Here is a 25087-nt window from a genome sequence, read left to right on the forward strand (position 1 = left end):
AACGCAAAACGCATATTATGGCATGGAACGCTCGCCAGCCCTGATTTTTTGGGTCGAAACGCGCCCAAAACCCTTCAAGCGGCGCGTCAGTCCTGCGTATCGACAGCCTCGGTTTTAGGGAGTCCGGCACCCTGCTCTCGCTTGCCTCCATGCCGCAATGCGCGCAAGACGAAGCGCCCCGGGTCAAGCGCCGCTGCCAGATCGACCTCCAGCGGCAACGGACCACCATCGATCTGCGCGGCGAGCAGCTCCGCGCCCAAGACCGACCATGTGAGGCCGCGCGAGCCATATGCAAGTGCGGCATACAGCCCGGGCAAACGAGGAAGTTCCGCATGCGGCCCACGTAGACGGAAGCCCGGCGCCATGGCTGCCGCCTCATCGACCACCGCGCCGATCAGCGGCAAGCGATTGGCCGACACGCACCGCACCCCGACATACCCATGCAGTTGCGATGGACTCAACTGCGACAGCGCCCGTGATTGCTGCGGCTGCATGCCCGTCAGCCGCGCCAGGTTGGCGGCGTGATCGTCGATGCGCTCGGCCAGATCGGATTCGCCTGGCTGGAACGATGAGCCGATGCGCACAGACTGTGCGTCCGGTGCGGCTGGGAGCAGGTAGCCATCACCGCACACCACAGTCTTGGGCCAGGCGACATCCTGCTCAAGGCTGGCGACGGGCACATCTGTCAGTTGGCCGCGAACTGGTTTGAGCAACGCAGACGCTAGTGGCGCCAGCCGGGCTGCATCCAAGCTGTTGGCAAGGATGACGACCGGCGCGCCAGCAATCACGCCCCCCTGAGCGTCAAGCGCTTGCCATTGGCCGTCCGCTTTACGCAACGATTCGACACGGGTGTTCCAACGCGCCTCGATCGCGCTGGCGGCTGCGGCGAGGGTGGCCCGGCAAACATCGGGCGGCGCCACCCAGCCGGCCTGCTCGAACCACCACCCGCCTTGCGGCACGCACGCACCGACGCGTTGGGTGGCTTGGTCGGCACTCAACCAATCGATGTAGCTGGCGGGGTACCCGAGCGCCTGCACGACGCGTTGCTGCTCGGCGGCATCGTCCTCGTTTTCAGCGAGTTGAAGCACGCCGGTTGGCTGGAAGCCAGTCACAAAACCGGCGCGGTCGAGCGCATCCCAATGCCGGCGCGCGAGCAGATTGCCGGCACGCGACAGGCGCGACAGCACGCTGTCATCAATGGACACATGCGGATGCATGGCCGCCGCACGATGCGCGGATGTGCCGCGCGCGGGGCCATCATTCGCATCAATAAGGGTGATACGCCAGCCCCGCGCGGCAAGCCGTTCCGCAACGGAACAGCCCGCCAGCCCAGCGCCAAGGACGATGGCATGGCGCTCAGACCAGACCGGCGCCTCAGCCGGGCCGCGCCGCGTACGCCAGTGCGTTGGAAACTGCGCGACCGTCATGTCGCGCTTGGTACCGAAGCCCGGTGCCTTGCGTGCGTCGAAACCAGCCTCCTGCAAACCGCGTCGCACAAAGCCTGCTGCCGTGTACGTCGCCAACGTGGCGCCGGCGCGGGCGACGCGTGCGAGTTGCTTGAACACGCGTGGCTGCCAGAGGTCTGGGTTCTTGGCGGGCGAGAAACCATCCAGATAGAACGCGTCCGCCGCGCAGGACAGTTGCGGCAGTACCTCCATCGCATCGCCAAAGAGCAGCGTGAGCGTGACGCAGCCTTCATCCAACACGAGGCGATGCACGCCGGGCACCGGCACCGGCCACGACTGGCGCAGCGTTTCGGCCAATGGTGCCAGCGCACCGTCTTTCGGATGCACGACGGACAAGCCTGCGCGATCGAACGGATGCTTTTCGAGGGAAACGAAATCGAGCCGCGCGCAACGTTGCGGATCATCACGCCAGGCTGCCCACGTCGCCAGAAAATTCAGGCCCTGACCGAAGCCGGTCTCGACGATGGTGAAGGTGTCTTTGCCTTGCCACGCACTGGGCAACCCGTTGCCACCCAAGAAGACGTGTTGCGCCTGTGCGAGACCGCCTTCCGTGCTGTGATAGACGTCGTCGTATTGCGCGGAGAACGGCGTACCGTCCGGCGTGAGCTGAGGCGTGGCGAGAACGAGGCCGCGTGGCATGAAACACCCTGGGAAGAAGCAGCGGATTGTACCGCCGCCCTCCCCGCGCACCTTGATCTGGCGCAGGCGCCGGCAGCTACACGTCGGCGACGGGCAATGTGCCCATCACGCGGCGGTACCACGCGTGGAAATGCCGCATGCCGTCTTCGAGTGGCGATTGGTACGGGCCGGTTTCCGACACGCCGCGCTCCATCAGCGCACGGCGCCCGGCGTCCATGCGCTCGCCGATCTCGTCGTCTTCGATGCAGGTTTCCATGTAGGCGGCGCGCTGTGCCTCGACGAACTCGCGCTCGAACGCGGCGATCTCTTCCGGATAGTAGAACTCGACCACGTTGACGGTGTCCTGCGGCCCCTTCGGATACAGCGTGGAGAGCACCAGCACGTGCGGATACAGCTCGATCATGTGGGTCGGGAAGTACGTGACCCAGATGGCGCCGAAATCAGGCGATGTGCCGGAGCGGTAGTCGAGCAGCCGATCGTGCCATGCGCCATACACATCCGAGCCCGGCTGGCTGAGCGCTTGATTGATGCCGACACGCTGCATGCTGTACCAGTCGGCAAACTCCCATTCGAGGTTGTCGCACGTGACGAAGTGGCCAAGGCCAGGGTGGAATGGTGCGACGTGATAGTCCTCCAGGTAGACCTCGATGAAGGTCTTCCAGTTGTAGTTGCACTGGTGGACCTCCACGTGGTCGAGCACGTAGCCGCCGAAGTCGAACTCGGGGCGCGCGAACAGCGGCGCCATGTCGCGCGCGGGATCACGTGGGCCTTCGAACAGTAAGCCGTGGCAGTTGCGCAGCGTGAAGCGCTGCAGGTTCTTGCATGGGGTGCTCGTGAACTGCGGTGCGCCGATCAGCTCGCCGCGGTCGGTGTATGTCCAGCGATGCAGCGGGCAAACGATGTTGCCACCCGCTGCGCGCAGGTTGCCGGTGGCGTTGGCGGGGCCGGTCACGTTGCCCGTTTCGCCGCCAAGAATGAGTGCCTGCCGATGGCGGCAGACGTTGGACATCAACTCGACGCCTCCGGCGTTGCGCATCAACACGCGACCGCCACCCTCCTGGGCAAGGCGGCGCCAGTCGCCCTGTTCCGGCACGGCTTTCTCGTTGCCGACATAGCGGGCAGATTGCTTGAAGATGGTTTCCAGTTCGCACGCGAACAGGGCGTCGTCAAAGTACGCGGCGACGGGCAATTGGGTGTGCGCCGGCATCACGTGAGCCAGGCGTCCGACATCAGTCATCGGGGTCTCCAACACGGTGTGGCGGGTGATTCAGCATTCGCGCTGAAACGGCGTCCGCCCCATCAGGCATCGGGGGAGAAGCGCGCTACGACGCCTCAGCCAGCAAGCAGGCGATGCGCGCATCGAGCGAGAGCTTCGGGCAGGTGCTGCATTTCTCACCGTCGCGACGACGGAAGTAGTGGCAGCAGACCTTGCGGTCAAGCGCAAGTGCGGGCGTGCCGTCGCGTGCGCGGTAAGCGAAGAAGCCGCAACCGCCAGCAATACCGAGACTGGCCAGCCAGGCCTCTCCCATGGCAATCACGTCTGCGTCGGATAACGACGTGTGGGCGCGCACGGCCATCAATGCGCCGAGCACACACTCGGCCTGCAGACGATCTGCGGCGCGATCGTGCAGCACAACCAGCGGCTTGAGCGCCCGGCGAACCGCGTTGCAGAAAGCTTGCATCTCGGCAGCCGCGGCTTCCGTCCGCTCGACAAACGAGCCGTCAACGGGCGCATGCACTGGCAAATGGAAACCACTGGGAAAACCGGTCTTCACTGGCTGTGCGAGACCTGCCAGTTGGGGCACTGCGCCCTCCAGATGCACGGCAATCACGCACAGATAGATCGGTTGCCAGATCGCCAGGCCCCAACAGCGCAGCGCAAGGTAAAGCGCGCCCGCCTCGGGGTAGGCCTGCGCCCAGTGATCACGCAGTGCGTGCAGCGCAGCGTCGCTTCCGAGGCACAGCGCATCGGCCGGTGGCACGCCACCTTGCTCGCCGCGCAGGCTGGGGATGACGCTTTGCGCCAGCCGTAGCGTGCGGGCAAGCCCCGGATTCAGGGCCGACGATGGACGCCAGGCTTGCACCAAGGCGAAGCCCGGCTCCACAGCGTCTTTACTGAGGGCGCACGTGCTGTCTGTCATGCAGCCGCTTCTGCCGCCTCGGTCTGCACAACTTGTTCCGCACGACGGAACTTGGCGATGGGGTTCACCAGATTGCCGGCGATCTTCAGGCTCGATGCCGGGTCCGCCAGGTTCACCATCTGCACGTTGTTGCCGAGCTGCAGACGGTTCAAGCAAGAGTGCTGGAACTCCGGTACGAACATGTCGTAATGCGCGTACTTGGCGGCATGTTCTGGGTGCGTGTCCTGATAGTCGATCACGCAGTCAGCAACGGCGCCCCAGAACTGGTCTTCGGTGCAGCAGCCGTTTTCCACCAGCACGTGGTTGATGTGGCGCAGCACACCGTCGAACACGTCGATAAAGATGCCAAGCAGCTTGAAGTTGTCCGGCACCTCCACCGCCAGGCGCTGTACGCGCTCGGGCAGCCATTCGCGCGCCTTGATGTCGAGGATGGCGCATTCCTCGGCAATGTCTTTCATGATGGCGCGCACGGGCACGTAGTTGTCCATCACGAGGATGAGGTTCTCGCCGTGCGGCATGAAACTCAGCTCGTAGGCGTAGAAACAATGCAGCAGCGGCGTCAGGTAGGCCTGCAGGTATTGGCGAATCCAGGTAAGTGCCGGCAGACCCGAGCGGCGGATCAGCTCGGGCATCAGCGCGTGGCCGTCGCGGTCGACGTGCAGCAGTGCCGCCATCGTCATCAAACGCTCGCCCGGCTGGAGCAGCGGCAGCGGATTCTCGCGCCACAGTGCGGAGAACTGCTTCTTGTACGGCGTATCCACCGGGATGGCCGCCTCATAGTAGAAGTTGCGGAAGCCGATGGCCGCCACTTCCTGCAGGATGGTGAAACCGTTCTCGCGCAGGAAAGCGTCGTCGGATACCAGCCCCTTGATGAACTCGTTGATGGCCGGCGTGCCCGACATGTAGTACGGCGACAACCCGCGCATGAAACCCATGTTCAGGATCGACAGTGATGTCTTGACGTAGCGCTTGGTGCGATCACTCGTGTTGAAGAACGTGCGGATGGATTGCTGGGCGATGTAGTGGTCGGCGCTGTAGTCAAGGCAGATGATCTTGCGTTGGGCCACGTAGCCCGCAAACGCGATGGAAAGCTTGTTGAACCACTGCCACGGGTGCGCGGGCATGAAGTGGTAGTCGGCCGGATCGACGCCCTTGGCGGCCACCTGGCGCGTGAAGTCATCCAGAGTGTTTTGCCCGAGCTCCTCGGCAAGCATTTGCGCGTAGTCGAGCGTGGACAGCGTCGACGGCGTGGCGTGGTCTTTGTGCACGGCCAGCCAGATCACGCGGATGTCGGAGCCGGCTTCAGGCGCATAGGCTTGGTAGTCGACAGAGGTAAAGCCCAGCCGCCCATTGTTGGCGACGAAGCCAGGGTGCCCTTCAATCATCGCGACTTCGATGGTCTGAAAGTCAGTGGCCTCGGCCAGTTGCGCGCTGCTGGGTGCGCCGGCCTTCATGCGCTTGAAGGCGCTGCCGAACAGCGTGCTGCTGATCTCGTCAAGGTAGATGGGGAGCAGCTCGTCGCGGATGCCAAGGCGCTGGCGACATTCGATGATGAATTGCAATGCGTCGAGCGGTTGCTCAGCGCCATCGACCAGACGGCGCATCGATTCCGGCTTGATAAACCAATGACGCAGCGCGAGTTGTTGCGCTTCAAACTGGTAGAAAACCTTGCCGTCATCGGAGAACACCTGGTACAGCGCGAAACCGTCGGCCGCGGCATGCAAGTGCTCAGGCTCCAGGATGAGCTCGTGCGCGTATTCGGCAATCGCCTTGCGCAGCAGCAGGCGGTTGGCCTGCGCCCAAACTTCGGGCGTGAGATGCGCAGCGGCCTGGGCCGGGTGCTGGGAGAGCTGGTTGTGAATGGTGACGTTCATGAGAAATCCTTGGTCTTAGGCAATGGTGGTGGTGGCCTGTTCAAAATCCTGCCGGGTGCAGAAAGCGAGGCTGGCGATCTTTTCGGTAAAGGCGACGTTGCGGTCGTAGATGAAACCGGCGGCGCGGTTGATGGCGTGGATGCGTGTGTTGTTGGCGTCAGGCTCGACCACGATGCGTGCCGCACCCAGGTGCTCGAACATGAAGCGCATCAGGGCGAAGAACACGGTGCGCGTGTAGCCGGCAATACGCACATCCGCTGGCCCGATGAAGATATGCATACCGAGGTCACCGGGCTGCACGTCGTAGAACGTGCGGATGCGGTCGTGCGCGGGGTCGTAGCACTCGGCAAGGAAAGCCGGGCGGCCGTCTTTCCACACGAGATACGCGGTGGCATAGCCAGAGCCCATCAAGTCCTGGTAGACCTGACCGACCTCGACTTCCGTCTTGTCGCGCATGAGCCAAAACGATGCGCGCTCCGGTTGGAACCAGCGGTGCAGTGTCGGGATCTCTTCCGGAATGCGCAGCAGGTGGAAGGTGAAGCCCTCGGCATCGGTGTACGGCGCGCTTGCCGCGTCAGCACGGCGGTGGATGGTGTGGGCATCAATTGGCATGGGCTGACGCCTCCAGATTGGCGCGTGCGTCTGCCCTGCCCCCTTCGTCCACGTTGTCCGCGTGGCTGGCGCTGGGCACGTTCAGGATCAGCCGGTCGAGCAACGCCGTCAGCACAAAGCCACCAGCCGCCAGCAGGAACGGCAGATGCAGCCCGTAACGATTGACAATCGCCCCCGCTGCAAACGAAGACAGCAGCACCCCCATGTTCTGGAAGAAATTGGTGATGCTGTAATCGTGCGCGTAGCGCTGCGGTGTCGACAGCCGGAACAGGTTCACCTCCAGCTTCACAATGATCTGGAACAGCGCCCAGCCGTACAGCACGCGCCCGAGCACGATCAACATTGGGTTGGGCGCCGCATGCAGCAGCAGGCCCACCATGCCAAGCAGCAGATTGCCCACCGTGTGATCCGGCAACTGACCGCCGCGCGCACGAATGCGCGCATGCAGGCGCAACGCCGCGATGGCGACCACACCCGGAATGGCAAACGCCATGCCAGAAACGAACTCGCTGTCGAGCCCCGACACCTGCTGCCAGTACACCGAGAAAAACGGGCGGATCAGATACGCGCTGAAGTCGAACACCAGCATCACCAGCGCTAGGCGCAGGATCGGCAGGCGGTCGCGCCAGCCGGTGCGTGGCACCTTGGCCGCTTCCGCGGCGGCGGCCTCGGCATGCTCGCCCGAGTTGACGCGCACGATCTTGCCGCTGCGGATCAGGTAGAAGCACACGCCCATCTGGAAGAAATCGCCCGCAGCCATGGCGACGATACTGGCGCGCGGCCCCCACGTCTGCAGCACGAGGCCGCCCACCACCGCACCAAAGATGGCGCCAAAGTGCACCACCACCGAGAGGATGCCCACCGTAGCGGCGTGCTGCTCCTTGGGCGTGAGCCGCATCATGTACGGATACATCAGCAGGTAGCTGCTCTTGCACATGAACATCAGCATCGACAGCACCCAGTACGTCACCACATCAGGGGCCCAGTCGCTCAGCAGGCTGAAGGTGCCCGCTGCAAACTGCGTGTAGACCAGCAAATACAGCGGCTCGATGCGTTTGGCCACGCGCGCCCAGATTGGCAGCGTGCACATCACGGCAATCGAGATGGCCGCCACATAGGCGCCCACATGCACGGGGCTGTCCAGTCCATAGCGCGACGCAAAGAACTGCGGATAGAACGGAATCAGGATCGCATCGCTGATGACGGCAAACACCGTCATCAGGATGATGGTGTTGCGCAGCGTCATGTGGTCACCTCGACGGCCTCTTCCGCAGCGTCTTCGACGCTCTCGTTGACGGCCCTTTCGGCAACCAGCGGAATGAACTCCGGCGTCGCCGGAATCGCGAAATCCTGGATGGCGACGCGTGGTTCGATCTTGTAGTGCTCGACGCCGGTCAGCTCGCGGATGATGTACGAGTTGCGATAGCAGCTCATGCCGATGTCCTGATTGGTCACGCCGTGCGTGTGCAGGCCCGCGTTCTGCACATAGATCTCGTTGCCGTTGACGTCTGCCGCGTAGTTGCGGGCGAGCTGGTAACGGCCCTTTGCATCCCAGCGCAGCCGGTGGCGGATGCCGTCGAGAAACGCCGGGACGTTCTGCTCATAGCCGGTGGCGAACACGAGCCCCTCTGTGCGGTGGGCATAACGCGCACCGCTGTCGACCTGCTGAAACTCGATCTCGTAGGTGCCCGTAGCGGCGTCGTGGCGGCAGGCTTGCAGCTCGCAATTGGTGATCAGGTGCGTGCGCAGTTCACCCACCTTGCGCTTGTCGTCGAGCAGGTCGTAGATCTGGTTGATCAGGCTGGCGTTCACGCCCTTGTACAGGCTGTCCTGCGTGCGGACGATGTCGTCCTTGCGGCCGTCGGGCAGGCTGTAGAAGTGGTCGATGTAGTCCGGCGAGAACATCTCCAATGTCAGCTTGGTGGTCTCCATCTGGAAGAAGCGCGGCGAACGCGTGATCCAGACCAGGCGGTAGTCATGCTTGTCACTTTCCTTGAGCAGGTCGTAATAGACCTCCGCCGCGCTCTGCCCGCTGCCGACGATGGTGATGGAGCGTTTCTCGCGCAACGACTCGCGCACGTCGATGTAGTCAGCGGTATGCAGGTAGCGATGACCATCGCGCCGCACGCACGCTGGGAACGACGGCGATGACCCCACCCCAAGCACCAGCTTGCGCGCACGCACCTCAAACGGCTCGCACGCTGCGCCACGGAAGCCGGTGACGACGTAGCAGCCACGCTGCGCGTCGTACGCCAGCGCCTGCACGTCGTGGTGGAAGCGCGCACTGGTGAGCTGCGCGACGACCCACTTGCAGTAGCGGTTGTATTCCGCCCGGCTCAGATAGAAGTTCTCGCGGAAGTAATACGAATAGATCTTGCCTTCCTGCTTGCAGTAATTCAGATAGCTGAAACGGCTTTTCGGGTCCGCCAAACTGACGAGATCCGCCAGGAATGGATTCTGCAATGTGGTGTTATCAATCAGCATGCCAGGATGCCAGTTGAATTCCGGTGAACGTTCCAGAAATACGCCATCCAGATCATCAATCGGCTCAGCCAGACACGCCAGGCTTAAATTAAATGGACCTAACCCAATGGCAATAAAGTCATGAATATCTGATTCCATCACGTTTGAACCTCCTGATTTACAAAAGCGATGACAAAAAGACTCCAGCCGGCGAACACGCGATCGCGCGCGCACGCCTCCCGTCGGCTGGCGACATCAGGCCGCGCCTAGGCTGGGTGAATTCAGGTGGGGTTTTGATCACGGCCGATGCGTGCCGGCCGCTGAGGGATCATGGAATATCGCAAATGCGATATCGAGACAGATTTTGAACCGCCCAGCGACTGCAAAAAAGAGCCGCTGGGCAACAAGCTAAGTCACAATACTACACGGAGATTATGATGCTTGCGTTAAGAAATATAAATTACCACTGATACGAAATGGTTGCCATCACATTGCGCGCATCACCCCAATAACAGTAGTTACTGTTCATGCAAGATGCCACATACGTTTTGTTAAAGATATTCTTAGCCGACAATTGCAGCTTTGCGCCTTTGAGCGATGGGTCCCAGCGTGCGAGGTCGATGCGCAGCATCAGGTCGACCAGCGTGTACGGCGGCACCTTGAAGCTGTTGGCGTTGTCGCCGTAGCTCGTGCCAACGTAGCGCACACCCACACCCCCCGTGTAGCCGGGCATGAAGGTCCAATCTCCCCACACCGACGCCATATGACGCGGCGCCTGGTACGGCGTGTTGCCCGTGAACCCCTCGGCCGATTCGACGAACTTCATGTCCGTGAAGGTGTAGTTGGCTAGCACCGAGACGGTGTCCGTCACCTGTGAGCGCGCCTCCAGCTCCAGCCCGCGCGTACGAATCTTGCCGGTGGGCACGTAATAGATCTGGCTGACCGGCTTACTGGCGACGTTGTCCTGCTCCAGGTTGAACACGGCAGCCGACAACATCGTGCTCGAACCCTTCGGCTGATAGCGCACACCCGCCTCGAACTGTTTGGCCGTTGCGGGCTGCAGCAGGTTGCCACGTTGATCTGCGCGCAGGCTTGGGTTGAAGCCATCGGCATAACTGAAATACGGCGCGATACCGTTGTCGAACAGGTAGACCACGCCCGCGCGCTTGGTGAACTTCGAGCCGCTCCACTCCGAAGGCGTGCCCGTGCCATACAGGTTGGATGCCTTGGCGTGGTCTTCACGCACACCCAGCGTAAAGCGCCAGCGGTCAATAGCGATCTGGTCCTGCAGGTACACACCGGTCTGCTCAAGCCAGCGGTCGATCGGCGCCGCAGAAACGCCCGTCAGGCCCGGATTGCCATAGACCGGATTAAACGCATTGATCGGGTCGGCACTGCCGGATTCCCAGAAGCCATCGACGTGGCGCTTCTGGTAGTCCAGGCCGACCAGCATCGTGTGCTTGACGGAGCCGGTCGTGAACTTGCCTTCGAGCTGGTTATCGACCGTATAGGCGTGCGTGGCCTCCTTGGCACCGGCGTAGTAGCGCGTCAGGTTGTTCGCGTCGGCCCAGCCGAAGCCGTAGATCTGGCGCATACGTACGTCGCCGAATATGTAGCGGAAGTTCTGGCGCACCGTCCATTGGTCATTGAACGCGTGCTCGAACTGGTAGCCCACCATGCGCTCGGTACGGCGGAATTTTTCGACCGTCGGGTCGCCATCGAAGAAGTAGCGCGAGATCGTGCGGCCGTTGCGTGGGAAGAGGCTGCCCTCCGCCGGCACGCCACTGTTGAAACTACCTTCCGGATCGTGCTGCAGATAGGCCTGCAGCAACAGGTGCGTGTTGGGCGTGAAGTTGATGGCCAGCGACGGTGCGATGGCAAAGCGCTGCTCACGCACGTGCTGGAACTGCGAGTCCATGCCACGCGCCAGACCGGTCACACGAAAGGCCATCACGCCGTTCTGGTCCACCGGCCCGGAGATATCGAACGCCCCCTCAACACGATTGCGGTTGCCCACCGTGAACTCGACTTCGTGATACGGCTGGAACAGCGGCTTTTTGCTGACGAGTGAGACGACCCCACCCGGCGAAGCACGCCCAAACAGAACCGAGCCAGGCCCCTTGAGTACATCAATACGTTGCAGGAAGTACGGATCGATCTGGAACGAGCTATAGCTGCCTTGATCCCCCTGCAGGCTCAGGCCGTCGAGCAGCGCGTTGTTGACGCTGGCGTCGTTGAAGCCGCGCAGCGCGACGTAGTCATACCGGTTGGCTGCCCCGACCAGCCCCGTAAACGCACCCGACGTATAGTTGAGCGCCTCCGACAAGCCGCGTGGCCGCTGGTCTTCAAGCTGCTGCTGCGTGATCACGGAGATCGATTGCGGCGTCTCGATGATCGGCGTATCAGTCTTGGTGCCTGCCGAGCTTTGCTTGGCAACGAAGCCCTTGCCGGGGCTCTGAGCGGTCTCGCCTCGGCCGACCACCGTGGCGGTGGGCAGCGTGGCGCTGACCTCGCTGGTAGTACTCTGCGCTATCACATGCGTTGGCAGTGCGGCCCCCAGCAGCACTGCGCAAGTCAGCCGTGCAGCGAGCGCCATGGGGCGCAGCGTCGTACGGCAAGTCGTTTCAGATGGAAAAACCGTTGTTGTGTTGGTGTGCTTTGGCATGGTGTGTTGGAAGATGCGTGTGGTTTCCACACCCATCGACGATCCACACTGCAAAAGCGGAACCGGCTTCGGAACTTTTTTCGATCAGGGCATCGCGCACGTCGCGCAACGCTCAACCGCCTGCACGAGGTACTTGCGCACCATGCGTGTCGACTTGCCAAGCTGCTCGGCAATGCACGCATGCGATTGCCCTTCGACATAGCGCAGGCGAACCGCCTCGCGCGCGCTGGGTGACTGCGTCTCCAGCATCGCACTGGTGTGCTGCAGCGTCTGGGCCTGGGCCATGTGCTGCTCGGGCGATGGCGCATGACCAAACTGTTCGCATCGCAGCGTCAGCTCATCCAGGCAGGCACATTCGACACGCCGCCGGCGCGCACGATCGATCATCAGGTGCTTGGCGGTAGTCGTCAGATAAGCACGCGGCTCGCGTACCTCACGCAACGCATCGGGCAAAGCCAGTACGCGCATGAAGGTGTCGTGCAGCACATCCGCCGCCTCTTCCGGACACGCAAGCTTCTTGCGCAGCCACGCGAACAGCCAATCGCTGTGGCAAACGTAAAGCGAATCAATACGCGTCTCGATGTCGTGCAGCGGATTGGGCTGAACGGCCGGCATGCGGGCTCCCGGAAATGGACCGGACGCGCACGCCTACATGGTCAGATAGCGCCCATACAAATGAGAATCATTCTCATTTTATGAGTCGAGCAACCCTGTTTGCAAACGGGGATTCAAAAGGGAGTGCTAAGAATGGGCGCCCTGCGGCAAGACGCCCTTAAGCCGCATCGTCGGTAGAGCGATGCCGCCACGCCATCAGGGCAATGGCCAGCGCAGCCACCGAAAGACCGATCGCCAGCCCGGTCAGCCGGCCGGCGCGCCGTGCTTCATCGGCCTGCTCGCGCGCCTCGATGGCCTGGCGCACGGTTTCCCAGAAGGCCTCGCGGTGCTCGTTCTCGTCAAAGATGGACATGGCACGCTTCCCTGTTGTCTGCGTATGGCTTGCCTTGTCATCGTAGGGAACGTGCGGCAGGCGCGCCACCGCACGTTTCGCGTAGGAAGCCGCGCTCAGACTGCTGCGACAGGCTTGCCGACGGGTGCGGCAGGTGCGCGAGGGGCATCGGCGTCACCCTGCCCCAAGTCCATTGCGTCGGCGCGCTCAGCAGTGGAGAGTTCATCGGCGCGATACCCCGTGCGGTTGAGCAGCACCAGCGTGCACGCCAATGACACCAGCGCATACAGCGCTGACGACACCGCCACGCCTACGATGTTGCCCGTGCTGTTGAGCATCCACTGCGCGAACACCGGCGTGCCACCGCCCACCACTAGCGAACACAACTGATACGCCAGCGAGAGCCCCGTATAGCGGATGCGCGTCGGGAACACGCGCGCCAGGATGCCGCCGATGGCGCCGTAGAACATGGAATGCGGAATCGTCGCCAGGCACATGCCGAGCAGCGCAATCCAGTACACCTTGGTCTCGATGGCATAGAACATCACCGGCATGAGCAGGAACTCGGGCAGCACCATCAGGCAGATCGCGCGGCGCATGTCCATGCGCGAGACCAGCCACGCGCCCAGAGGCTGCGTGATGAACTGCACTACCAGCGCAATCGCAATGATGCCGAGGAAGGTGTCCTGCGCGTAGCCGAGTTCCTTCGTAGCCCACGCCAACGCGAAGTTGCTCTTCAGGTAGGTCACGTGAATGAGCGGCAGCGTGCCGGCACCCAGCAGCACCAGGCCCCAGTGGTCACGCACCACATCCTTGAGCGGCAGCTTGACGGTCTTCTTCTGCGCCAGCACGCGCTTCATGTCATCGGATTCTTCCAGCTTCAGGCGGATGACCATGCCCACGATCACCAGCAGCGCCGACAGCAGGAACGGCACGCGCCAGCCCCACAGCATGAACTGCGGTGTCGGCAACGCGCTCAACACGAAGAACACCACCGTCGCCAGCAGGTTGCCCGTGGGCGAGCCCTGCTGCGCAAACGCGGAGTACAGGATGCTCTTGCGCTTGGGTGCGCTCTCGCTGGCGATCAGCACCGCACCGCCCCACTCGCCGCCCACGGCCACGCCCTGAATCACACGCAGCACCACGAGCCCCACCGGTGCCCACATGCCGATCTGCGCATAGGTGGGCAACAGGCCAATGCCCATCGTAGCCAACCCCATCAGGATGAGCGTGATGATCAGCGTGGTCTTGCGGCCGATCTTGTCGCCCAGGTGGCCGAAGATGATCCCACCGATGGGCCGCGCAGCAAAACCGGCCCACAGCGTCACGAACGACAGCAAGGTGGCAACGCCTGGGTCCAGCGTCTTCGAGAAAAACACCTTGCCGAAGACGAGCGCGGCGGCAAGCCCGTAGATGTAGAAGTCGTACCACTCGATGGTGGTGCCGATGAACGCGGCAACCGCAGCGCGACGCGGCTGCAGGTTCGCGGTCTGGGGCGCGGGCTGGTGAGGCATGTTGGTCTCCTTGGTGGTACTGCCGGTTTGGCGCGGCCTCTGTCGGGCCGTCTGCCTTGTTGCGGTGAATCCGCTTCAGTTCATTTCATTTCAGAACGCCGGCCTCGAACAAGCGCTGCCGGGTGTCTGCGTCAATGCCGAGCGAGGCCAGCACGGCATCGGTATCGGCACCCAGCGCAGGCGGCGCATTGCGATACGTGGCCGGCGTGCGCGACAGCTTGATCGGCGATCCCGTACCGCGGTACTCGCCCAGCTCGACCACCATCTGCCGATGCAGCGTATGCGGGTGGCGCGCCACCACGTCGACGCTCTGCACGGGCCCGCACGGCACGCCGCCGCGGATCAGGTCTTGCGCAAGCGTCTCGCAATCAAAGCGCGCCAGTTGCGCCTCCAGCGCCTGCTTGAGCTCCGGGCGATGCGCGCAACGGCTGCGGTTGTCGGCAAAGCGCGCGTCTTCAGCCAACGCTGGCACGCCGATATGCGCACACAGCTTGGCGAACTGGCGGTCATTGCCCACGGCCAGGAAGATCGGCGCGGTGCCAGTCTGGTAGCTGTCGTACGGCGTGATGTTCGGGTGCGCATTGCCACTGCGCTGCGGCACCTTGCCCGAGCCGAAGTAATTGGGCAGATGCGGATGCAGCAGTGACACGCCGCAGTCGTACAGTGCAATGTCGATCGATTGCCCGCGCCCGCTCTTCTCGCGCTCGGCCAGTGCCAACAGAATGCCGGCCAGTGCGTTGAGCCCCGTCACCATATCGACGATCGGCAGACCAACGCGCATCGGGCCGCCATCGCGTTCGCCATTGACGCTCATCAGGCCGGCCATGGCCTGGATCGCAGCGTCATAGCCGGGTAACCCGCCCAACGGGCCGTCCGGGCCGAAGCCTGAGACTGCGCAGTGGATCAAGCGCGGAAAACGCGGTTGCAGATCGCGTTCGAAATCCATGCCCCAGCGCGCCAACGTGCCAGGCTTGAAGTTCTCGACCAGCACATCGGCGTCTTCCAGCAATTGCCAGAGCACGGCGCGGCCCTCGTCGCACGACAGGTCGACGGAGATGCCGAGCTTGTTGCGGTTGACGCCGTTGAAGTACCACGCGGTGTCGCTCTCATCGAACGGCGGGCCCCAGGTGCGGGTCTCGTCGCCGACAGGTGGCTCCAGTTTGATGACCTGTGCGCCGTGATCGGCCAGGGCCTGTGTGCAGTACGGCCCGCCGAGCACGCGGCTCAGGTCGATGACCTTCAGACCGTGCAATGCCCCGTCCACCGCACTCATTGCACGCCTCCGTCCGGCAGCGCCTGCATGGCGAGCGCGAACGACACCTCGCGCTGTTTGACGAGCGCATCGAACAGCAATGCATCGTCGCTCTCGGGCAAGGCCAGCGGATCGGCGGGCAGCAACTTGTGACGCAGCACCAGATACGCCAGCGCCAAGCGGCGATGATCCGGCGCAAGACGCACGCCCTCCACTGCCATGAAGATCGCCGTGGTGATGTGATACAGCGCGGAGCCCGCCTGACGCACGAGCTGGTCGCTGCCCTCTTCCGCCACCTTGGCGATCGTGTGGCACACGCGGTCGAGCGTGGCGCGCAGCAGCGCATCGCTTTGCGTCGGCAGCGTGACGCCATCGAGCAGACCCGACAGATACGCACGCAGCGGTTCCAGCGCGCCTTCACGCTTCACGGCACGGGCGATGTCGAGCGCGACGATGTTGCTCGTGCCTTCCCAGATCGAACCGAGATGGGAATCGCGCACGAGGCGCGCGTCGCTCCACTCTTCGATGTAGCCGGTGCCGCCGCGCACTTCCATCGCATCGCCGGTCACGCGGCGCGCATCGCGGCAGGCGCGGAACTTGATGAGTGGCGTCAAGATGCGCACGCACTTCGCGGCCTGCGCATCACCCGCATCGGCCAGCGGCAGCAGCTGCGCAATCTGCATGAACATTGAACGCGCCTGCTCGGTGGGCAGCAGCATCTTCAGGAGCTGGCGCTGCATGAGCGGCATGTCGATCAGCTTGCGGCCGAAGGCTTCGCGGTTGCGCGCGATGTGCAGCGCTTCGGTGGTTGCGCGACGCATCAGCCCAGCGGCGCGCACACCGTTCGACAGGCGCGACATGTTGATCATGTCGGCCATCTGATGGAAGCCACGGCCGATCTCGCCAATCAGGTAGGCGGTGGCGCCTTCGAGAACAATCTCGCCGCTGGCCATCGAGCGCGTGCCGAGCTTGTCCTTCAGGCGGACGATGCGGTAGTGGTTGCGCGAGCCATCTCGCAACGTCTTGGGCAGAAGGAACAGCGCCAGACCGTTGATACCCGGCGGCGCGCCATCCGGGCGGGCCAGCACCATGGCAAGGTCGGCATCGGCGTTGGAGCAGAACCATTTGTCGCCGTACAGACGCCACGTTTGGGTGCCGTCGGGTGCGGTTTCCCGCGCGGCACGCGTGGCGATGCGGGCAACGTCCGAGCCGGCGGCCTGTTCGGTCATGAACATCGCGCCCTGGTACAGCACGTCAAAGTCACGCGACGCCAGCATCGGCAGATAGCGCGCCACCAACCCCGGATCGCCAAACTTGCGCAGTGTGCGCGTAAGCGAATCCGTCATGCTGACCGGGCAGCACAGGCCAAACTCGGCCTGCACAAAGAGATACGTGAGCGCATATTTGACCAGCGGCGGCGGCGCGTTGCCCACATGGCTCATTGATGCAAGACCAAGTTCGGCATAGGCCACACGCTCGAGCGCTACATAGTCGGGATGCTTGTCGATGCTCTGCAGCGCCTCGCCGCGGCGGGTACGGTGGCGCAGTTGCGGCGGGTTGTGGTCAGCGTTGATGGCCCAGGCGTCGAGTTCGTCCGAAGCCCGCAGGCCGAGCGACTTGAGCTGCGGTTCCAGCGCGCGGTACTGCGCATCACCCAGATACAGCCGCAGCAGCCGCGCGAGATCCGGATCGACGTGGAAGAAATTGATACCCCGGCTGTCGGGGATGTTCTGGTGGCCAATCAATGGCTCGCGGGCGATGTCGTTCATGCGGATGGCCTCGCTGTCTCCTGTGTTGTCCGGCCAGCATAGGAACGCCATCGATAATCGTCCAATACAGCTTTTATCCTGTACGATAAACAACTCTTATCGTTGAGCGAGACCGCCATGGACCTGAAACAGCTGCGCTATTTCGTTGCCGTGGCGGAAGAACTGCACTTTGGGCGCGCGGCACAGCGGTTGTTCATCTCGCAGCCGGCGCTCAGCTTCGACATCCGCAAGTTCGAGGAGCAGCTAGGCGTGCAACTGCTCGCACGCACCAACAAAAGCGTGGCGCTCACCAACGCCGGGCAAGTGCTGCTGGACGAGGCCCGCAAGCTGCTGCAGCAAGCCGCGGAGGTTGAACGCATCACACAGCGCTCCGCACACGGGTTGGCCGGGCGGCTGCGTGTGGGCTTCGTCAATTCGATGCTGTATCGCGGCCTGCCCCGTGCGGTGGAACGCTTTGAGGCCGATCACCCGGCGGTGGAGATCATCCTGCGCGAGATGAACACCGGCGAGCAGGTCCAGGCCATCCAGCGCCAGCAGATCGACCTGGGCTGCGCCTACTGGGGCACCTTCCCTGCAGACGTCGTTTCCACGCCGATCTTCTCCGAGCCCTTCGTCGCCTGCCTGCCCGCCGGCCACGCGCTGGCCCGCCGCAAGAGCCTGGAACTGGATGCGCTGGCACAGGAGCCGTTCATCCTCTTTCCGCGCACCGTATCGCCGCACTATCACGACCTGATCATCGCGCTGTGCGTGGATGCCGGCTTCAGCCCCGTCATCCGCCACGAGACGCGGCTGTGGCAAACCGTGGTGACGATGGTGGGGTTCGGCATGGGTGTGGCACTCGTGCCCAAGACGCTGCAACACGCTGGTGATGCGCGCGTCAGCTTCGTGCCGCTGGCCGGCAGAAAAAAAGAATCGCCCGTGCTGTCACTGCGGCGCACGGGCGATGCGGAGCCGGTAGCGAGCCGCTTTCTCGAATACCTCGAAGCAGCCGCGCGAGAGAACGTAAAGCCCTGAACGCTCAGGGTTGGCCGGTCAGCTTGAACTTCGTCAGGCACACGTGCTTGGCCAGCTTCTCCTTGCCGATCACCACGGCGTCGGTCTTGCCGTACGGATCGCCGGTCTCGACGTCGAGCTCATCCTTGTAGCTGCCCTTCACGTACTTTGTGTCGCACTGGTCATACTTGTTGCAGACCTGAAGCTTGGTGCAGATGGTCTGCCCATCGCGCTCGTAGATGTAATACGTGGCGCCGGAGTATGGCGGGCGCGGGTAGTTTTCAGTGCGAACGGTGACGTCTGCGGCGTGGATGGCGCCAGATGCGAGCGCAAGCATGAGCGCTGCGAATGCCTTGTGCATGGATGGGTCCCCTTGCTGGTTGGGCGATGCGTGCGAAGCGCATTGTGCTGGAGTTTCTCGCCCAGGCAAATGCCCAACAAGCGCTACGACATCACAGCGCTTTACTCAGGAACACCCGGCTGGTACCGGGTGGGTCGCATGGCACATCGCCAAACCGCACCCATCCATTGCGCTCGTAGAACGCCGGCGCCTGGAAGCTGATCGTGTAGAGCACTGCAGAGCGGCAACCACGGCGCCGCCCCTCTTCCTCGAACCTGCGTAGCACCTCCGTACCAATACCCTTGCCGCGCAATGTCTCCGGCAAATGGAACAGGTCGAGAAATAGCAGACCCAGTGACGTCCGCCCACTCGCACCACCAACGATCTCGCCGCTCTGTGGATCACGCACCAGCACGGCCAGCGGTTGCCGGTCGCCATAGCCAACATGGGCATCGTTGAAGTGGTTCAGGCCGTCGCCGATGATCTTGATCGCCTGGTCGTCAGCCTTGTCTGTGACGATGATGTCTGGAGCTTGCATACGCGGTTCTACTGGGTCCGTGGTGGCAGGATCGCGCTGCCCGACTCCGTCATCGGCCGCATGTGCGGCATCATGTTGGTGTTCAGGTGGTACATCACCCAGAGCGAGCCGCTGAGTGTAATGACCACCAGCACGAGCGTAAACATCAGCGACAGCATGTTCCAGCCGCCCTCGGACTTCGCGTTCATGTGCAGGAAGTAGATCATGTGCACCACGATCTGCACCGCACCGATCAGCAGGATCGCCACAGCCGTGGTCGATGATTTATCGAACACGTTGCCCATCACCAGCCAGAACGGAATCGCCGTCAGGAAGACAGACAGCACGAACCCTGTCAGGTAGCCACCCAGCGTGGCGTGCGGCCCGGCCTCGTCCTCGTGATGGTGGCCGTGGTCGTGGCCATCGCCGTGGCCATGCATCGTTTGGTCGTGCGTGCTCATCGCAGCGTTCCCATCAGGTAGACGAAGGTGAAGACGCCGATCCAGACGACGTCCAGAAAGTGCCAAAACATCGACAGGCACATCAGCCGGCGCTTGTTGGCGGCAATCAGTCCGTGCTGCGACACCTGCAGCATCAGCACGATCAGCCAGATCAGGCCGAACGTCACGTGCAGCCCGTGCGTGCCGACCAGCGAAAAGAACGAGGTCAGGAACGCGCTACGCTGCGGCCCCGCCCCCTCGTGAATCAGGTGCGCGAACTCATAAAGCTCCACCGCCAGGAACGCCGCGCCGAACAGCCATGTGATGACCAGCCAGATCTGCATGGGCGCGACCTTGCTCTGCTGCATCTGCAGCATCGCAAAGCCATACGTGATGGAAGACAGCAGCAGGAATGACGTGTTCAGCGCCACCAGCGGCAGTTCGAACAGCTCCGCCCCGGTCGGCCCGCCCGCGTATTCGCGGCCCAGCACGCCATAGGCGGCGAACAGGCACGCGAAGATCAGGCAGTCGCTCATCAGGTAGATCCAAAACCCGAGCAGCGTGCCGTTGGGCACGTGATGTTCTTCAGTCAGGTGGAACTGGTAGCCACCCGGCGGGATGCCATCCGCGTTGATGGTGCCGCTCGCATGCAGGGGTGCGGTCGTATCAGCCATGGCCTGCCATCAGTTGAGTGCGCGATGCTTCGGTGCGGATCACATCTTCCGCCGGGATGTAGTAGTCGCGCTTGTAGTTGAAGGTGTGGATGATTGCCGAGAGGATCGTGGCCGCGAACGACGCCGCGGCCAACCACCAGATGTGCCAGATCAGCGCAAAGCCGCACAGCGTGGACAGGCCCGCCAGCAGGATGCCCGCAGCTGTGCCCTTCGGCATGTGGATCGGAATGAAGCCTTCCTGCGGGCGCTGGTAGCCGTATTGCTTCATCTGCCACCAGGCATCGGAATCGTGCACGAGCGGCGTGAACGCGAAGTTGTACTGCGGCGGCGGTGACGAGGTCGACCACTCCAGCGTACGGCCATTCCACGGGTCGCCGGTCGTGTCGCGCAATTCCTCACGGCGCATGAAGCTGACCACGAGCTGGATCAGGAAGCACGCAATGCCGATGGCGATCAGCAACGCGCCAAATGCAGCGAGCTGGAACCAGATCTGCAACGACGGATCGTCGAAATGGCTCATGCGGCGGGTCACACCGCGCATGCCCAGCCAGTACAGCGGCATGAACGCGAAGTAGAAGCCGATGAACCAGAACCAGAACGAGGCCTTGCCCCACGACGACACCAGCCGGTAACCGAACGCCTTGGGGAACCAGTACGAAATACCCGCCATGAGCCCAAACAGCACGCCACCGATGATCACGTTGTGGAAGTGGGCAATCAGGAACAGGCTGTTGTGCAACGAGAAATCTGCCGGCGGCACCGCCAGCAGCACACCGGTCATGCCGCCAATGGCAAACGTGACCATGAACCCAACCGTCCACAGCATCGGCGGCTCGAAGCGGATCTTGCCGTGGTACATCGTGAACAGCCAGTTGAAGATCTTCGCCCCAGTCGGGATCGAGATGATCATCGTCGTGATCCCGAAGAACGAATTGACGCTGGCACCCGACCCCATCGTGAAGAAGTGGTGCAACCAGACCAGATACGACAGCACCGTGATCACGACCGTCGCATAGACCATCGACGCATACCCGAACAACCGCTTGCGCGAGAACGTGGCCACCACTTCCGAGAACACACCAAACACCGGCAGCACCAGGATGTAGACCTCGGGGTGGCCCCAGATCCAGATCAGGTTCACGTACATCATCGCGCTGCCGCCCTGATCGATCGTGAAGAAATTGGTGCCGGCATAGCGGTCCAGGGCCAGCAGCGTGAGCGCCGCCGTCAACACCGGAAAGGCGGCAACGATCAGTGCGTTGGTGCACAGCGCCGTCCACGTGAAGATCGGCATGCGCATCAGCGTCATGCCCGGCGCGCGCATCTTGACGATGGTCACGAGCAGGTTGATGCCCGATAACACCGTACCGACCCCTGCCACCTGTAGTGCCCAGATGTAGTAATCCACCCCGACATCGGGGCTCGCCAGGATGCCCGACAACGGCGGATACGCCAGCCAGCCGGTGCGCGCGAACTCGCCCACAAACAACGACATCATCACCAGGATGGCACCGCCCGTGGTCATCCAAAAACTGAAGTTGTTGAGGAACGGAAACGCCACGTCGCGCGCGCCGATCTGCAGCGGCATGACAAAGTTCATCAGGCCGGTGACCAGCGGCATGGCCACGAAGAAGATCATGATCACACCGTGCGCGGTGAAGATCTGGTCGTAGTGATGCGGCGGCAGGAAGCCAGCATTGTCGCCAAACGCCACCGCCTGCTGCATCCGCATCATCACGGCATCTGCAAAGCCGCGCAGCAGCATCACGATGCCCAGCACGATGTACATGATGCCGATCTTCTTATGGTCGATGCTGGTGAACCACTCACGCCACAGGTAGCCCCAGACGCGGAAGTACGTCAGTGCGCCCACCACCACCAGGCCGCCAATGGCAACGACCGCGAAGGTGGCGAGCAGGATCGGCTCGTGATACGGAATGGCCTCCCACGATAGACGGCCAAAGATCATGTTGGCGAGTTCGGAGCGCTCGGGCATGGTTGTCACCTGGGCCTGTGTTGATCAATGGTGGCCGATCAAGATTGGCGAAAAACGTCAAAGGGGCGCAGGGTCGTGCGCTACTGCAACAGCCGTCGGTTGTCGTTCAAGGCGACATCCGGTGCAAAGATTGGCATGGCATCTGCCGTGTTACTCGCAGTGCAGATTTCCGCTGTCGGATCAAACCGGCCCGCGTTGCCACTGCGGTTACGCGCCATGGTGTCCCCCCGGCACCCCTGGCCATCCACGCAGCGATTCAGGATCAGGTCGTAAAGGTTCGGCGCCACGCTGGCATAGCGTTGTACCGGCTCGCTTTCGCTGGGCTTGGCCAGCGTCCGGTAGGCGTCCTTCGACAGCGGCGTGCCCGAGGACTTGACCTGCTGGACCCAGTGATCGAAATCCTCATTGGACAGGCCGTGGAACTTGAACCGCATGTGCGAGAAGCCCGCGCCGCTGTAGTTCGATGAAAACCCGTCATACACGCCAAGCTGGTTGATGACTGCGTGCAGCTTGGTTTCCATGCCCGGCATCGCGTAGACCATGCCCGCCAGAGACGGCACGAAGAACGCATTCATGACCGAGGTTGCCGTGATCCGGAACGCGATCGGACGATCCACCGGTGCCGCCAGTTCGTTGACAGTAGCAATGCCCTGCTCGGGATAGAGGAACAGCCACTTCCAGTCCAGCGCTACCACTTCCACGATGAGCGGCTTGGTGTCCGCAGCAACCGGGCGGCCTTCATCCAGCCGTGTCAGCGGCCGGTACGGATCGAGTTGATGGGTGCTGACCCAGGTGACTGCACCCAGCGTGATGATGATCAACAGCGGCGCGGCCCAGATTGCCAGTTCCAGCACCGTGGAATGGTCCCACTCCGGGTTGTAGGGGGCGTTCTTGGCGCTTTCCCGATATCGCCAAGCAAACAGCAGCGTGAGAAAGATCACGGGCACGATGATCAGCAACATGAGGCATGTGGCGATGATGATCAGGTCCCGCTGTCGCACTGCCATATCGCCAGCCGGCGACAACAGCACGGCGTTGCTGCATCCCGCAAGACTCACCAAGGCGGTGATTGCGGCACTTCTCAAAAGCGACTTTCCCGTTACCTGAAGGGACGTCACCGCTGTATCGAAGCGTGGCATGGTCTCGGAAGTGGCGTCTGGTTAACGTCGCGCTGGGACGGCCCAGCGAACTTTCGATTTGCCGTTGCAGTTTAGGCGCCTATTCTGGTCATTGCCGGACTTTAAGTGCTGTACGACATCCCTCCTGCTCTCGACGGAGACTCCACGATGGCCAGCCTGACCCATCAACATCGCGCGTCGCCAACTGCACCGCCCGCGCCAGGGCATCATGAAGTGGCACCCGCGGAGATCGCCACAGGCGTGGTGATCGGGCGCGCGTCGGAGTACTTCGACTTCTTCGTGTACGGCATCGCCTCGGTGCTCGTTTTCCCTACCGTCTACTTTCCGTTTGCCGGTGAACTGGCCGGGCTGCTGTTCAGCTTTACCGTCTTTTCTTTCGCCTTCATCGGGCGCCCATTCGGCACCGCACTGTTCATGCGCATCCAGCGCCGATGGGGGCGCAGCACCAAGCTGACCGCGTCATTGTTTCTGCTGGGCACGGCCACGGTGGGCATCGCATTCCTGCCGCCGTACGCGTCGATTGGTCATTCGGCGATTTATCTGCTGGCGCTCTTCCGCTTCATGCAGGGCATCGCGTTTGGCGGTTCGTGGGATGGCCTGCCATCGCTGCTGGCGTTGAATGCACCCGAGAACAAGCGCGGCTGGTACGCGATGCTGGGGCAACTGGGCGCGCCCACCGGTTTCATCATTGCGGGCGCGCTGTTCCTGTTCCTCTACTCCAGCCTGACCTTCCAGGAATTCATCGACTGGGGCTGGCGCTATCCGTTCTACGTCGCCTTTGCCATCAACGTGGTGGCGCTGTTTGCGCGGCTGCGGCTGGTCGTCACGCACGAATACACGCAACTGCTGGAGGAAGGCGAGCTGGAACCAATTAGCACCCTGCAGATGGTCAACGCCCAGGGTTTCAACATCTTCCTGGGGGCCTTTGCGGCGCTGGCCAGCTACGCGTTGTTCCACCTGGTTACGGTGTTCCCGCTGTCATGGGTGTCGTTGCGCAAGACACAGAGTGTGTCTGCGGTGCTGACCGTTCAGATCATCGGCGCCGTGATCGCGTTCGTGAGCACGCTGGTTTCGGGCTTGATCGCAGACCGCATCGGCCGGCGTACCACCCTGGCGGTCATGGCCGTGCTGATTGGCATCTTCAGTCTGGCCGCACCGTGGCTGCTCGACGGCGGTGCCGTGGGGCAGGACATCTTTATCCTGGTGGGCTTCGGTCTGCTGGGGCTGTCGTATGGCCAGGCGGCTGGCGTGGTGACATCGAATTTCGAGACCCGGTTCCGCTATACCGGCGCCGCCCTGACCACCGACTTCGGCTGGCTGTTTGGCGCAGCATTCGCGCCGCTGGTGGCGCTGGGGCTATCGTCGCTGTTCGGGCTCGGAGCCGTCAGCGTGTATCTGTTGTCAGGTGTGGTGGGTACGCTGGTGGCGCTGCGGGTCAACCAAGCGCTGGGGACGCCCGACGCGTAAGCGCTGAAGAGAACCTCGGGACGAGGTAAGTGGTGCGAGGGAGGGGACTCGAACCCCTACACCATTGCTGGCGTCAGGACCTAAACCTGGTGCGTCTACCAATTTCGCCACCCTCGCTGGATGGATCGCGGCGCCCGTTGAGGGGCGCCGGAAAGGAAGCCCGCGATTATATCGCAGTCG

The 25087-nt window shown here is 62.7% G+C and carries 21 protein-coding genes and 1 tRNA gene; 2 read left to right on the forward strand and 20 right to left on the reverse strand.

The genetic code is table 11. The features are described from left to right. Nucleotides 1-86: 86 nt before the first annotated feature. The 13 genes from mnmC to PI87_RS09215 all read right to left on the reverse strand — a co-directional run bounded on the left by mnmC (nt 87) and on the right by PI87_RS09215 (nt 17341). A complete protein-coding gene (mnmC, locus tag PI87_RS09155; RefSeq protein ID WP_039597412.1) occupies nt 87-2105 on the reverse strand; it encodes a bifunctional tRNA (5-methylaminomethyl-2-thiouridine)(34)-methyltransferase MnmD/FAD-dependent 5-carboxymethylaminomethyl-2-thiouridine(34) oxidoreductase MnmC in 2019 nt (672 codons plus the stop codon). A gap of 76 nt (nt 2106-2181) precedes the next feature. After that, complete coding sequence (locus tag PI87_RS09160; RefSeq protein ID WP_039597413.1) at nt 2182-3342, reverse strand: aromatic ring-hydroxylating oxygenase subunit alpha; 1161 nt, start codon at nt 3340-3342, stop codon at nt 2182-2184. 85 nt (nt 3343-3427) lie between these two features. Continuing rightward, nucleotides 3428-4246: a siderophore ferric iron reductase gene (locus tag PI87_RS09165; RefSeq protein WP_039597414.1), complete on the reverse strand. Its 819-nt coding sequence runs from the start codon at nt 4244-4246 to the stop codon at nt 3428-3430. Further along, nucleotides 4243-6120: an IucA/IucC family protein gene (locus PI87_RS09170; RefSeq protein ID WP_039597415.1), complete on the reverse strand. Its 1878-nt coding sequence runs from the start codon at nt 6118-6120 to the stop codon at nt 4243-4245. Before PI87_RS09170 ends, PI87_RS09165 begins: the two co-directional genes overlap by 4 nt. Before the next feature lie 15 nt (nt 6121-6135). Continuing rightward, nucleotides 6136-6732, reverse strand: a complete 597-nt coding sequence (locus tag PI87_RS09175; RefSeq protein WP_039597416.1) for a GNAT family N-acetyltransferase — start codon at nt 6730-6732, stop codon at nt 6136-6138. Then, entirely contained in the window at nt 6722-7978 is a 1257-nt protein-coding gene (locus PI87_RS09180; protein WP_052321464.1) for an MFS transporter, read from the reverse strand. Before PI87_RS09180 ends, PI87_RS09175 begins: the two co-directional genes overlap by 11 nt. Then, nucleotides 7975-9354: a lysine N(6)-hydroxylase/L-ornithine N(5)-oxygenase family protein gene (locus tag PI87_RS09185; RefSeq protein ID WP_084209921.1), complete on the reverse strand. Its 1380-nt coding sequence runs from the start codon at nt 9352-9354 to the stop codon at nt 7975-7977. The genes PI87_RS09180 and PI87_RS09185 overlap by 4 nt, the downstream gene beginning before the upstream one ends. 301 nt (nt 9355-9655) lie before the next feature. Further along, entirely contained in the window at nt 9656-11791 is a 2136-nt protein-coding gene (locus tag PI87_RS09190) for a TonB-dependent siderophore receptor (RefSeq protein ID WP_232313966.1), read from the reverse strand. A 153-nt stretch (nt 11792-11944) separates the two neighbouring features. Then, nucleotides 11945-12475 carry a sigma-70 family RNA polymerase sigma factor gene (locus PI87_RS09195; RefSeq protein ID WP_039597417.1) on the reverse strand — a complete coding sequence of 177 codons (531 nt, stop codon included), beginning with the start codon at nt 12473-12475 and terminating at the stop codon, nt 11945-11947. 157 nt (nt 12476-12632) lie between these two features. Further along, on the reverse strand, nt 12633-12827 hold the full coding sequence (locus PI87_RS09200) for a hypothetical protein (protein WP_039597572.1): 195 nt from the start codon (nt 12825-12827) through the stop codon (nt 12633-12635). A 95-nt stretch (nt 12828-12922) separates the two neighbouring features. Further along, nucleotides 12923-14320, reverse strand: a complete 1398-nt coding sequence (locus tag PI87_RS09205; protein ID WP_039597418.1) for an MFS transporter — start codon at nt 14318-14320, stop codon at nt 12923-12925. Between the two features lie 85 nt (nt 14321-14405). After that, nucleotides 14406-15593, reverse strand: coding sequence for a CaiB/BaiF CoA transferase family protein (locus tag PI87_RS09210; protein WP_039597419.1), 1188 nt, complete (start codon nt 15591-15593; stop codon nt 14406-14408). Then, the gene (locus PI87_RS09215; RefSeq protein ID WP_039597420.1) at nt 15590-17341 is read right to left on the reverse strand and encodes an acyl-CoA dehydrogenase family protein; all 1752 of its coding nucleotides are present in this window, start codon (nt 17339-17341) and stop codon (nt 15590-15592) included. The genes PI87_RS09210 and PI87_RS09215 overlap by 4 nt, the downstream gene beginning before the upstream one ends. A gap of 117 nt (nt 17342-17458) precedes the next feature. Between PI87_RS09215 and PI87_RS09220 the strand changes: the two genes are divergently transcribed. Continuing rightward, on the forward strand, nt 17459-18355 hold the full coding sequence (locus PI87_RS09220) for a LysR family transcriptional regulator (RefSeq protein ID WP_039597421.1): 897 nt from the start codon (nt 17459-17461) through the stop codon (nt 18353-18355). 4 nt (nt 18356-18359) lie between these two features. On the opposite strand, the gene PI87_RS09225 is transcribed toward PI87_RS09220, so the two are convergent. The 6 genes from PI87_RS09225 to cyoA form a co-directional block, all read right to left on the reverse strand. Further along, entirely contained in the window at nt 18360-18695 is a 336-nt protein-coding gene (locus PI87_RS09225; RefSeq protein WP_039597422.1) for a hypothetical protein, read from the reverse strand. 91 nt (nt 18696-18786) lie between these two features. After that, nucleotides 18787-19212, reverse strand: coding sequence for a GNAT family N-acetyltransferase (locus tag PI87_RS09230; RefSeq protein WP_039597423.1), 426 nt, complete (start codon nt 19210-19212; stop codon nt 18787-18789). A gap of 8 nt (nt 19213-19220) precedes the next feature. Then, nucleotides 19221-19652 (reverse strand): cytochrome o ubiquinol oxidase subunit IV, encoded by a 432-nt coding sequence (cyoD, locus tag PI87_RS09235; RefSeq protein WP_039597424.1) that lies wholly within the window; start codon nt 19650-19652, stop codon nt 19221-19223. Further along, nucleotides 19649-20305, reverse strand: a complete 657-nt coding sequence (cyoC, locus tag PI87_RS09240) for a cytochrome o ubiquinol oxidase subunit III (RefSeq protein WP_039597425.1) — start codon at nt 20303-20305, stop codon at nt 19649-19651. The genes cyoD and cyoC overlap by 4 nt, the downstream gene beginning before the upstream one ends. Further along, nucleotides 20298-22301, reverse strand: a complete 2004-nt coding sequence (cyoB, locus tag PI87_RS09245) for a cytochrome o ubiquinol oxidase subunit I (protein ID WP_039597426.1) — start codon at nt 22299-22301, stop codon at nt 20298-20300. Before cyoB ends, cyoC begins: the two co-directional genes overlap by 8 nt. Nucleotides 22302-22381: 80 nt before the next feature. After that, nucleotides 22382-23440 (reverse strand): ubiquinol oxidase subunit II, encoded by a 1059-nt coding sequence (gene cyoA / locus PI87_RS09250; protein WP_039597427.1) that lies wholly within the window; start codon nt 23438-23440, stop codon nt 22382-22384. A 147-nt stretch (nt 23441-23587) separates the two neighbouring features. Here cyoA and PI87_RS09255 point away from each other — a divergent pair, with 147 nt between their 5' ends. Further along, nucleotides 23588-24907 carry an MFS transporter gene (locus PI87_RS09255; protein WP_039597428.1) on the forward strand — a complete coding sequence of 440 codons (1320 nt, stop codon included), beginning with the start codon at nt 23588-23590 and terminating at the stop codon, nt 24905-24907. Between the two features lie 30 nt (nt 24908-24937). Here the strand turns inward: PI87_RS09255 and PI87_RS09260 are convergent. Next, a tRNA-Leu gene (locus tag PI87_RS09260) sits at nt 24938-25024 on the reverse strand. Nucleotides 25025-25087 lie beyond the last annotated feature (63 nt).

The organism is Ralstonia sp. A12 (genome assembly GCF_000801955.1).
Taxonomy (GTDB): domain Bacteria; phylum Pseudomonadota; class Gammaproteobacteria; order Burkholderiales; family Burkholderiaceae; genus Ralstonia.